Origin of the sequence: Bacillus badius NBRC 15713, assembly GCF_001591605.1 — a bacterium.
In the GTDB taxonomy this organism is placed as follows: domain Bacteria; phylum Bacillota; class Bacilli; order Bacillales; family Domibacillaceae; genus Pseudobacillus; species Pseudobacillus badius.
In genome coordinates this window covers 17,022-28,796 of the sequence record NZ_BCVF01000041.1, presented here as the reverse complement: position 1 = coordinate 28,796, position 11,775 = coordinate 17,022, and the positions used below count along the sequence as shown (strand labels likewise).

General features: G+C 35.4%; 14 protein-coding genes. 1 reads left to right on the top strand and 13 read right to left on the bottom strand.

The window, feature by feature from the left end; genetic code table 11:
- Positions 1-432: hypothetical protein (locus BBA02S_RS21085; RefSeq protein WP_061786759.1), on the top strand; the 432-nt coding region annotated here is incomplete at its 5' end.
- A gap of 327 nt (positions 433-759) precedes the next feature.
- Here BBA02S_RS21085 and BBA02S_RS16660 read toward each other — a convergent pair.
- The 13 genes from BBA02S_RS16660 to BBA02S_RS16605 form a co-directional block, all read right to left on the bottom strand.
- Positions 760-1,344 carry a hypothetical protein gene (locus tag BBA02S_RS16660; RefSeq protein ID WP_041114322.1) on the bottom strand — a complete coding sequence of 195 codons (585 nt, stop codon included), beginning with the start codon at positions 1,342-1,344 and terminating at the stop codon, positions 760-762.
- Complete coding sequence (locus BBA02S_RS21360; protein WP_255211761.1) at positions 1,329-1,463, bottom strand: hypothetical protein; 135 nt, start codon at positions 1,461-1,463, stop codon at positions 1,329-1,331. The genes BBA02S_RS16660 and BBA02S_RS21360 overlap by 16 nt, the downstream gene beginning before the upstream one ends.
- Positions 1,464-1,485: 22 nt before the next feature.
- Entirely contained in the window at positions 1,486-3,027 is a 1,542-nt protein-coding gene (locus tag BBA02S_RS16655; protein WP_052477391.1) for an LPD25 domain-containing protein, read from the bottom strand.
- Between the two features lie 23 nt (positions 3,028-3,050).
- Positions 3,051-3,317, bottom strand: a complete 267-nt coding sequence (locus BBA02S_RS16650; protein ID WP_041098562.1) for a hypothetical protein — start codon at positions 3,315-3,317, stop codon at positions 3,051-3,053.
- A 17-nt stretch (positions 3,318-3,334) separates the two neighbouring features.
- Complete coding sequence (locus tag BBA02S_RS16645) at positions 3,335-3,622, bottom strand: hypothetical protein (protein WP_041098560.1); 288 nt, start codon at positions 3,620-3,622, stop codon at positions 3,335-3,337.
- A gap of 164 nt (positions 3,623-3,786) precedes the next feature.
- A complete protein-coding gene (locus tag BBA02S_RS16640; protein WP_041114323.1) occupies positions 3,787-5,910 on the bottom strand; it encodes a type IA DNA topoisomerase in 2,124 nt (707 codons plus the stop codon).
- A gap of 67 nt (positions 5,911-5,977) precedes the next feature.
- A complete protein-coding gene (locus BBA02S_RS16635; protein WP_052475182.1) occupies positions 5,978-6,733 on the bottom strand; it encodes a Fic family protein in 756 nt (251 codons plus the stop codon).
- Positions 6,734-6,817: 84 nt separating this feature from the next.
- The gene (gene mobP2 / locus BBA02S_RS16630) at positions 6,818-8,047 is read right to left on the bottom strand and encodes a MobP2 family relaxase (RefSeq protein WP_041114324.1); all 1,230 of its coding nucleotides are present in this window, start codon (positions 8,045-8,047) and stop codon (positions 6,818-6,820) included.
- Positions 8,044-8,487, bottom strand: coding sequence for a hypothetical protein (locus BBA02S_RS16625; protein ID WP_041114325.1), 444 nt, complete (start codon positions 8,485-8,487; stop codon positions 8,044-8,046). The genes mobP2 and BBA02S_RS16625 overlap by 4 nt, the downstream gene beginning before the upstream one ends.
- A complete protein-coding gene (locus BBA02S_RS16620) occupies positions 8,462-8,803 on the bottom strand; it encodes a ribbon-helix-helix protein, CopG family (RefSeq protein WP_041114326.1) in 342 nt (113 codons plus the stop codon). Before BBA02S_RS16620 ends, BBA02S_RS16625 begins: the two co-directional genes overlap by 26 nt.
- A gap of 259 nt (positions 8,804-9,062) precedes the next feature.
- Positions 9,063-10,058: a hypothetical protein gene (locus tag BBA02S_RS16615; protein WP_052477393.1), complete on the bottom strand. Its 996-nt coding sequence runs from the start codon at positions 10,056-10,058 to the stop codon at positions 9,063-9,065.
- A gap of 52 nt (positions 10,059-10,110) precedes the next feature.
- Complete coding sequence (locus tag BBA02S_RS21080) at positions 10,111-11,199, bottom strand: C40 family peptidase (RefSeq protein ID WP_125896170.1); 1,089 nt, start codon at positions 11,197-11,199, stop codon at positions 10,111-10,113.
- On the bottom strand, positions 11,175-11,774 hold the full coding sequence (locus tag BBA02S_RS16605) for a DUF6556 family protein (protein WP_041114327.1): 600 nt from the start codon (positions 11,772-11,774) through the stop codon (positions 11,175-11,177). Before BBA02S_RS16605 ends, BBA02S_RS21080 begins: the two co-directional genes overlap by 25 nt.
- Position 11,775: the final 1 nt, after the last annotated feature.

Here is an 11,775-nt window from a genome sequence, read left to right as displayed (position 1 = left end):
GACCGCTTAAATGACGAATGGGAGCAACAAAACTTTACAAAAGAAAATTCAAATTATTCTTTAGAAAGCTTGTCTCTCATAGACAAATACATCAATCGAATGGTTGGGACAGATTTCTGTTCAAGGAATTTAATTACCTTATCTTCTCGTATTGGCTTTTATGTGGGAGAAGTGATTCGTAAGCAGACAGGCTCATATTTTAATTGGTATGAATATGATAATGTATTTATAGTCTTGAATGAAGAAGAACGCGACGCTCATGATAATTATTATGATATCGTTAAACTCCAGGAAGTTTTATATAATCGGAAAACGAAGGTATTATCGTTGCCTTTATACTTCGTTTTTCAGCTTCTTATCAAAGATTCTGCAAGCTATCATTCGGTATACGAATACGGTGAGAAAATGATCCAGAAATATGCTGAAAAATAAACGCTTTAAAAGAGACTTTCTTTCTATCTTGATGCTCAGCTATGGGTATCAAGTTATATATCTTGGAAATAAAGTTTGATCAAAAACGTTTGACTAACTTATATAGCCTACGATAGTTAAAAAAGAATCCATTTTGAAAGGATGACTGATCAAAATGGATTCTTATCTTGCAAATTTAAGTTGCGATTTATAAAAAGTTTGATCAAAGAAACGCTTAAATCCTGTTAAATCAATATTACACACTTTATTATGAATGATCAAACTTCATTTCAAATTAAAGCACAGCTCTATACTGTGCTTTAGATATACATTTTTAAAAACTTGTGGTTACCTTTCTAGTACAGACTCTTTACTTAGCTTTCCCTCCAACTTTTGTGGCTTTTTCCACTCATTCATCAATTGAGCAAGATGTAGCTCTTTTAATAAAAGAAAACGATCATGCGCCTCAGGATCTGCTTGGTGTAACTGTTGTAAGAATTTTTTATTTTTCCATTGTGCAGTTTTTGAGGTTACTCTATATTTCTCTTGAATAAGCAAAGCTTCCTCATAAGGGTTTGCTGGAGCTTTCTCATTTTTGCTATTTACAGTAACTTTTTCATCAATCATATTTGTAAAACTTTTTATTTGCCCATTTAGATGCAATACACTTTCTTTAATCTTCATTTCAGCTTGTCGCTTAACACTACCTACTCTATCTCGAACCTTATTCATATTGTTGTTCCACTTTTCTTTGGCCGAAATGAGGGCAGCTTTAATATTTTGGGTAAAACTATCGCATAGTTGATCTAAGTCTGTTCGTAACTCTGAATAGCCTTCAGACAAATACGACTTCTTCTCTATCGATTGTTGATCCATATGAAATTTTAATAAGTTTTCTACGCGGATAAAATGATTTTCTAAAAGTGTCTCCATTTCTTTTTACCTAAAAGAGCTTGTTCCTTTTCGTCCTCCACAATATGCTCATTAATGATCTGCATTAATGTTTTACCATGTTTTTCAAGTGCATTTTGAAGTTCTCTAGTTACTGTCATAAAAGCTCACTCCTTTTAAAATTTATCTCTCCAATGTTTGCAATGCCTTTATTTCCTTTTTCAGCGCATTGTTACGTTCTTCTTTTTCAAGCTGTAGCAAATACCTCATTACATCATTGTCCAGAGTCAGCCACTGTTCCTCAGAAAGATTTTTCTCTTTCCGTACATGATGATGGGGATTTACATAATCTCCACCTCCAATGTCTAAACGATCCATATTAATGACGGAAATTCCCGACTCTTCTGGTAGAAGAATATGGTAGCGTGTCTTGTAATAACCGATCTCTGATTGATACTTGTCTTCTAGCTTTTCCATAAAGTAATTTCCTTCTCCATAAGATAGAAGATTATTAGAAACCAATTCATTGGCTTCAGACCATTGGATTAAAATATACGGTTGATCTATTAACTGAAGGTCAATGGCTGCGTAACGCTCTTTGAAGCACTCATTAAATGCCTTTATAAACTCCTGGTTGCTCATATCATTCCCGGTAGTAAATTGGCTTTTATTTTCTTCGTGTGCCAATACCTTCAACTCATTTAAAGTAAGATAACCTTGTTTTGTATGCGACAAATAATCATAAGAGATAAGTAAAAATTCTTTTTCAATTGGCTGCTCTTTACCTGTCTCTTTTTCACGTTCTTTAATAAGGGTATCTTCCATTATTGAAATAAAACTATGGGCTGTTTCCCTTACTTCATTAAGTAGCCTTTCTTGGTCTTTTAGCTCTTTTCCACGCGTCCAGTGATGAAGATAAGGTAAAGAGTATTCTGTAGTATCTAACCCAAAATAGCTAGATACTGTATAAGCCACCATTTCCGCTTGAAATTCTTTCTCTTGTTGTGTGTATTGGTCATGGGTGTGTTTATTATGCATGACATTATGAGCTAACTCATGGACTAATGTTTTTACGTTTTGCAATTCACTGTTTCGGGGATTCAGCGCAACTTCTTTCAACATGGTATAGCTAACCCCTTTAGCAACACCTAACTCCTCATAAGGCTCTACAATTTTAATTTCGTATGAGTTTGCTACCGCTTCTAGCGCTGCATACATAGTGTTATAGTTGTCTACTTTCCCCTCTAACCATCGGTTAGGAAAAATAGAAGGTAAATCCTTAGCTGTTGCATCTGTTTGTGAAATATCAAATACATGCCCAATATCAAAATAGGTACGAGTATAGGTTTCGATCTCTTTGGCTTTAATCTTCTTCTTTTCTTCTTCACTGGCATATTTTAATTGGATCTCTCGATCCCCGCGTTTAAAATAAGTAGTTACCTTCGGAACAAAAATTTTAATGCCCTTCTCACCTTTTTTGACAGAGAAGCCTTTTTCTTTCCAAAATTTAAAGGAGCCTACAGCTGCGGCTCCATCAAATTGTTTATTTATTAATGTAGTGTTATTAAGAGAATATTGATGAAACTTCGCCATGAAACTCAAATATTCTTTGATACTTTCTGGACTTTGAAAATAACAAGTGATTTTCTCCTCCATATCACTCGTTAGTTTTTGGATCTCCTGTCGCTTTTCCTCCCAAGATTTCTTCTTATATACTTTAACCATGATAAAATTTCCTTCCTTCTCCTTTATTCCATTCCTTGTAGCTCACTCATTAATTGGTTTTCTGGAACTGTCACATCCAGAAGCACTTTTCTTTGTTCCATATGAACCGGAATCAAGGTAGTTGGACGATCCTCGACAATTTCTTTTACATGTTTTAATGTGTCAATGGATTCATGTATAACTGTCTCTTCACCACGTACTAAAAAAATAATGGAAGTTTCCTTTATTTCCTTTACAAGTCCTAGCACTACCTCTTCTACTTTCCCGTTAGATAGGACGGTTAAATTCATCTTTATTTCCCTCCTTTTTACCGTTCATGATGATTTTGTTTACTGGTATTCCCTAGCTTCTTCTCCAACTCTAAACGGTTTTCTATTTGTTGAACTTCCTTCTTAGAGAGGCAATCCAAGTAACACCAATCTTCATCACCAATCGTGCGTCCTTCCGCAAACAAATAGGACTTTTCCTCGTCCCAATGGACTTTTATCTCCTCTGTTGGAGATACAAAATACAAAGCATGACTGTCCTCCATATCAAATCTAAATTTATTCCCCCATCCAGACTGAACAATCCTTGTAGCTAGCTCTTTATCCATCTATAATCCTCCTCTGTATGTCTAGAATGAAATAATCAATGGAAACAACCATTCGAAAACATGCGTTATGTTTATAAACAAGTACCTCACCTCCTTTCAGTTAATCGTTCAAAAAGAAAAAGACTCCAACATTTAAATTTGGAGTCTTTCAAGAACACTAAACATTATTTTTTATTCGGAAACTCAAACAACACTCTTTCGTTTTCAAGGTATAAATACGCATCAAAGGATTTATTTTGTTTGCTTTTGAATCCCTTGATTAATGCTGTTTTTCCCCCTTTAATAAGCTTCTGAGCGTTCGATACACTTATTGATTTACTGCAAATTACTTTTGGCAAAGTAAATGTACACCCCTTTCTATATCCACTACAGCCATAGAATTTCCCTTTATCTTGGATATAACCTTTTCCGCATTTAGGGCATCCCCCTATTCCTGCTTCTTGCTTTGCCTTTTCTACTAGTTGATCTAGCTGGATCATTTGCTGAGGAGCTTCTTCTGTCAAAGAACGTAAAAACCGCTCAACTCTCCGAAGGAATTCTGATTGACTCCCTTCTTCCTGACCAATTTTGTATAAATACTGTTCCCAGTTTGCTGTCATTTCGGGACTGGACAACATTGTTCCTTCTACTGCCTGACAAAGAATTTTTCCTTTTTGTGTGACAGATACAATATTTCGCTTCACTTCTAGATACCTTTGTGCTTTGAGTGTTTCAATAATACTGGCTCTTGTTGCTTCAGTACCAATTCCTTCCGTTCGTTTTAATGTGTCTTTTACTTCTTCATCTTCTATATCTTTTCCAGCTTGTTTCATTACTTGAATAAGTTGACCTTCTGTATAAGGCTTAGGAGCTTGCGTAGTGCCTTCTTTTAATGACACATGAACTGAACACAGTTCTCCTTCTGTCATAGCTGGTAAAACGGCTGCTTTTTCTTCCTCATCCTCTGACTTGTTTTGTGTATCAAATAAGGACTTCCAACCTTTCGATTTTTCAACTTTCCCTGTCTTTTCAAATAAAAGCCCATTTACATCAACTTCTACTTTTGTCTCTTCATATTCATACAGTGGTGCGAACATCGCTAATGTTGTAAGAACAATTTCTTTATAAATATTTTGTTCTTTCTCCGTTAACCCGTTTAAATCTGTCACTTGCTTTGTTGGAACCAGTGCATAGTGTTCTTGAACCTTACCCCCATCTACAAATCGTTTCTGAGGTTCAGGAAATGCCATATCTATCTCTACACCTAAAGCAGATGAGTAATTTGTTATGTTTTCTTTAATATAAACAAACTCATTTTCTGTAATGTAATGTGTATCTGTTCTTGGATAAGAAATTAGTTTCTTTTCATAAAGAGATTGAGCAATTTTCAATACATCTGACGGGCTGTATTTCCATAACTTATTTGCTTTCCCTTGCAACGTTGAAAGAGAATGTAGCTTAGGGGACTTCGTTTTCTTTAATGATCTTTCGACCTTCTGAACAACCCCCTCATTTTTTCCCTCTTTTATTCCAATGGTCTCCAAAGTTGAGTAGGCTTCTTTTTTTGAGAAAAATTGTTTTCTATGTTTTGCTTCAAATGATCCATTATTGATGTGGACATTTCCTATCCACTCATAGAAAGGCTGCGGCTTAAATTGTTCAATTTCTCGCTGCCGTTTATAAATTAGATACAGAGTAGGTGTTTGTACGCGCCCTACGCTAAATACACCATTTAATCCTTTATCTCGAAGCAACAATGTATATAAACGTGACGCATTCATTCCGACTAACCAATCACTGAATTGTCTTGATTGTGCTTCTCGATACAAAGGCAAATACACATTTCCTTCTTTCAAGTTCTTAAATCCTTTTTGAATCTCATCGACTTCTAAAGAATTAATCCATAATCGTTTTTTCGGTTTATGGCTTGCTCCCGCCATTTGAATAATACTTTGAGCAATATTTTCTCCCTCACGATCACAGTCTGTAGCCACAATAATTTCGTTCGCTTCTTTTAACAACTTCTTCACTATTTGAAATTGTTTCTGTTTGTCCTTCGCTACCTGAAACTGAAAGGAAGCCGGAAGAATCGGCAAGTTTTGAAGGCTCCAGCTCTTCCATTCTTCCTTATATGCTTCAGGTGGCATCAATTCGACCAAATGACCGAACCCCCAAGTAATATAAGCTAGACCATTAAAAAAACGACTATCTTCTACTAGAAAATAGCCGTCTTCCCGTTTTGTTTTTTGAAATGCTTCTGCATAAGCAGCTCCTTGACTCGGTTTCTCTGCTAACACCACAGTTTTCATATTATCCTAACTCCTTCAATTTATTTTTTAAATAAAAAGGATTCACCAAATATGGTGAATCCCACTATCATCTTTCAGGTGAATTGGAACGTTCTGCCTCAGCTGCTAATTTGGTGTAGTGTTTAATAAATGGCTCTGCCATTTCTTGAAACACTTCCTGCTGCAACATCGCTTCTTTGATCAATAAAGAAGGATCTTTTTCAAACATTTTTAATCCCTGAATATATTCCTCACGCCGTTCGGAAGAAATAATAAAAGGCGTAACATCATTTTTCAAACATTCACGTAACATAATAATTCTGCCGACTCGTCCATTCCCATCCTGAAACGGATGGATACATTCAAATTGATGATGAAAAGTTAAAATATCCTTTAAATCAATTGTTTGAAGCAAGTTATAATTCGCAATTAACTTCTCCATTTTCTCAGGCACTTCGTGCGGCTCTGCAACTTTTTGATCCCCTACGATATTAGGGAATATTTTATAACGACCAATACCATACATTTCTACGTCACTTGTACCTTTTTTTAATAATTGATGATACTCTTTAATTAAACGTTCGGTTAAAGGTTCATCTATTGTTTCTAGCATAAAGTCAACTAAGGCAAAATGATTTTTACTTTCAATAATGTCATCAACTTTATGTCCACCTGTCAGTATGACATTCTTCTCATACAAAGATTGAGTATCAGATAATGTCAAGGTGCTGCCTTCAATTTTATTGGTATTGTATGACATGGTAATTGTAACGTAATCATACAAGCCATTTTTTAATCGCTTCTTTCGTTCTTGATTAATTATAGAAAGATAAGTAACTTTCATTTTTTGATACTCCTCACTATATATTTTTAGGGTACTTAGATGACTTGATTGCTCTATATTCAATACCCTTTAGTATACAAAAATTCATCGTTCATAACCATCTAACATACGATCAAATTCTTCTACATTCCGATCCTTTTGATAATCATGAAAAGATTTTCTTAATCGAAATTGCAAATTCCTAATCGCTGAATCTAACGATTGACTTCTTCTCCATTTATATTGAGTGTAAGAACGATGATTCTTTGCGTAAAAGGTTTGTGCCTCCATCTGACGCACACGCTTATCATAAGCCCTTATTTCAACGAGTACCGCATTCCCAAGTCGTTTCTGTAAATCATTTAGTTTGGTTTCTTTATACTTCTGATATTGGCTCCCTTCCCCATACAGTTCTTTCATAACCTTTACTTCATCATCTAATAATTTATGCAGTTCTCTCATTTCTTTTTTATGATAAGTATTTAAATAAACCTCAACTATTTCATCAATATATGGACGGGCATCATTAATAGCTTGATAACCATACTGCCATTTTTTTCGATCTTCCGGCAGCTTTTTAATGGCTTTTTGAAACAATCGTTTCGTTTTTCTATACGTTGCTAAATCCACACTTTTTTTAGTTGAAACTGATCCTCTAATCAAATCGTTAATCCGATTTCTTTCTTTTGTACGATCTAAAATCGTATTAGCTACACGTGATTTCATCTTATCCAAAGTTCCCTGTTTTCGTTTAGCTCGATATTGTTCCGTCCACTCATTTGTTTCTTTATCAAATATTCGTTTCTTTTCTCTAGTTGGAAATGGTTCAACTGTTGCCACATGAACATGAATGTTATCTGTATTATAATGAATAGCTGCTGACCAAACGGCTGTGTCCTCTATATTCTCCGCTTTCAGCATTTCTTTGATTGCTTCACGCACCACATTTCTTATTTTTTCTTCATCTAAAGCGCCTGTTTTCGAATCATATAATGCTTGTTTTTGTAACCATTGATTATCAAAACTAATCACATCTTGCCAAAGAGGAGAGCCATTTTGCTGTGCTAAATGGAATATTTTTTTTAATTCTCTTTTTTGTTTTGAATTCAATTCATCAATATCGCTTGTAAACAAAGAACCTTGTTTTTCTTCATCACCCATGTAGTTAATATACGAGTGGTATACCTGAAAATCATTCACAGCTTGTGAATGACGATTAACTTGGACTTCTCTTTTTACATCGTCACGATCCATATATTCAACATAGTTGTTATATTCACTTGCACTTGGCATAACAAATTTGCTTTTCAACACTACCCCCGGTGAACGACTCATTCAGCTTTCTTCCTCTTACTCTCATGATCTAATTTACGTTGACGGTTATGAGCAATTCGTTTAATGATTAATTCTTCAGCTTCAATAAGCTCTTTTGTTTTATATTGCTCCGTTGTTCCCAACTTTTTAAAATCATGAATAACAAAATAATGATTCCAGAACTCTAACATCATTTGTACATGCTTATCAATGATGTTCGTAGCAATCCTCACACGATTCAAATCATTCCTTAACGAGTTCAGCTTCTCATTTAATTTGTTCTCAATTAACTTATCTATCGAATTGATTAATGCTATATTGTCTTCGTGACGCTCCTCAAAGTATTTATTAATGGCAAACTCAATAGCAGTAGTGTAATTAAGACCCTGTTCTTTTGCCAACACTTGAATTTTTTTGATGGTATCTTCATCAAACTTATATGTTCTTGCGATCTTTGCCATCTATATCTCCTCCAAACGTATTTATGAAATGATCAATCTCATCATTACCTGTGTCCGTTATCATGAGGAAGAGAGTCTTTAACATTTTCACCTCCTCATTATTTTCTTTCACTATCTCCAGCATTCTTTCTAACACAATGATGAATCGTTGGATTGCTTCTTCCATTCGGTTCTTTTCCTGAATAAATGGATCAACATGAGCCAGCTTTTCCAAATATATTCTTAAGAACTGCTCGCGCGACATCTTCTTTTTCTTGGCTAATTCATCAATTTGTTTTACTGTAGCTGCATTCAAATTGCGAACTTTGATCTCCAAAACATCACCCCATTACACATCTTTACATAGCCTGGATAAACAAAATTGCGGGTTCAGAGAAAGAATTATGCGAGTATTTGTTAGCATGATTCTTTTGCCAACAGCTCCGCCATGCGGACTGTTGGAAATTCTGCAAGAGCATAAGGAAAAAATGCCCCCACTTAACGTGTGGGGTTAGGCAGAGCCTAACTTTTCAATGGGGACAAAAAAACAGCGAGAAAAATACCAAAACAATACCATAAATCTAAAAAAATATCGGCTATTTTAGCTCGATTTCTTCTTCAAAACCTCCATTTTCCACCTCATTTTTTGTGGGTTTTATAGCGCTTTCGATCTCTTTTTTATCATTTGCGGCTGCCGCTTTAGATTCAACATCGTTCAATTTCTCATACAACTTTGCTTCTTTTTCTTGTAGTTGTTTCACTTCAGTTAAATAATCTTGTTGTTGTTTTTCTGCCTTTTTAATTGCTTCTTGTTGAGAAACAATTTTCGTGTATGCTTCTTGTTTCTCCTCTTCTGTTTTGTATTTCATTTCACTTTTCAGTGTTTTTATTTCCTCTTTGATTGATGAAATTAACTGTTCTTGCAGAGGAATACGTTCATTTTGAATGGTCACAATTTCCTTTTTCACCTGTTCAATTTCCAACATAATCTGCTCTTTCTTATAGGCTAAAGTTGAGTTGCTTTTCAATTCTTTGTTCAACTTAATTTTCCGATAATCGCCAATCACTATGGTTTCTTTTGGTTTTGGCCAGCTGCTTTTTGCCTGTGCTGCATCTGGATCAAGGGTGCCTGTTCCTTCTGGTAAAGCATTGTTTATTTCATTTTCAATAATTTTCGGATCTCTGTTTTCTCTCACAAACAATCCTATATAACTGTAGGTTTCCGGCACTTTTTTAATTTGCAATACAACAGTTTCTTCATCCTTGTACACAACCTTTACGGGAAAGATCTCTTTGCTATCTTTTTCTTTAGCAGCAAAAGAAAACGTTGGTCTAACCTGATCTGTCCCTACATGTTTTGTTTTAAGCATTACTTCCATGAGCTGTTCGTTAGGATTGTACTCCCACTTTTGCAATACCAAATTGGTTTGATCCAGTCCAGTAATCTCCATATTGTAAGGTGTTTGCATGATAGGGTTATCATCGTACATCCATAATCGTGATGTGAAAAACACAGCGAAACACAGACCAATAAAGAGGAAAAATCCAATGTAAAACTTGTTTTCAATTTCTCTATTTATCTTCAGCTTCATTTCACTTCCCACTCCTTTCTATACGAAAAACTAGGTGGTTGATTATCACCACCTAGTCAATATTTGCAAATCGTCCGAACCCTGCAAAACGAGATTCATTGTAATAATTGTCTCGAATTGGATTATAACGAATTCCTTTTTTCTTGGATTGAGCGTTAAACATCATCCCATTGCCGACATAAATTCCCACATGTGAAATTCCTTGCTTGTAAGTGTTTTTAAAGAAAACTAGATCTCCGGGCTTCGCTTCCGAAGCAGGAATTTTCTTAGCTGCTGCATATTGTTGAGCAGCTGTCCGAGGAATATTTACACCTAAAATGGTTCTATAAATGTATTGCGTTAGTCCACTGCAGTCAAAAGAAGTTCGAGGATTTGAACCGCCCCATGTATATCTCCACCCATTGTATTTTTCAAATTCAGCCTTCATTGCTTGGAAAGTTGCACCACCAACGCTAGGGGCAAGTGGTAGCCCATCAGTTACTTCACAATTCATTGTTAGACCACCAAGATTCCCTGCATACTCTTTAATACGAGGAACCCAATGCCTGTTTAAACCATTCGGATCGTTCGCAGCTCCCAAAGGCGCATACACAGAACCTAGTTTTTCAACTGTATTTAGTCCGTCTTTAATAATCCGATTGTGAAGTGTTCTTGCCATTGCAGCTAAGCCATCTTCTAAAGTTGGAAAGATATATAACTTTCTACTGCCCGTTTTTGGATCCATCAATCCACCAGGGTTATTCTTGTTCACAACAGCATTAGAGGTACCAAATCCTGTTTCATGAAGAGCAATTGCTGCAAACAAAACTGGATCAATACCATGTTCTTTTGCTAGTCGAACAATAGTATTTTGTGTTCCATTCAACTTACCTGCTGTAGCAAAAACACTGTCCCATCTAGCCATATCAAGATCACCTGTTTGAGCGCAGGCAGAAAATCCAATAGGGGCACTTTCGTTGTTTCCAGAAGATCCAGCAACAGCTCCCACAATAGCAAATATAAGCAACATAATCGCCAAAACAATGGCGGCTCCTGAAACACCCAAGAGTCCGCCAATCCATACAACAGCTTTCCATGTAATTGCTTTTTTTAATACTTGTTGAAGCTTATTCATATTTAAACAAGCTCCTTCACAATCCACTTATTCTCTTCCTCTGATTGAATCAGAGTAATATAAAGTGCTTGCGTTTGTTCTTTTACAACTGCACCATCTTTCATCACATCCCAAGTAGCAATTACTTCGAATTTCAATTCATTCTCTTGATCTGGAGCAACTGAGAAAGTTTCTAAATCTTTAACATTGCGCGTAATTCCATCTGATGCAACGACCAATTCTTTTTTAATCAACATAAAAAAGGAAGGATCAGAAATCTCCTCCCATTCAGATAAATCTCTATCATCTTTCAACCAAAGTGTAGCTGCCTTATTAGCTGTGTCTTTTGCTTTTTTAAATGACTCTTTTCCAAACAGGTCAACATATTCCTTTTCATAATTTTGATCATCTTGTGATTGTGATGAACTTTTCTGTTCAACTGATTGGGAAGAAGAGGAATCCTTACTCATTTCTTCTTCATACTCTGCTGTACCAAAATCGTTTTGAAAATTAGAATCCTCTTGTCCTTGATCTTTATTAAAAAGGTTCATAATAGTGATACTTACAATAACTATTCCAACTAAAACCACTAAAAGAAACTTCACCTTAGTTGCCTTTTCCATC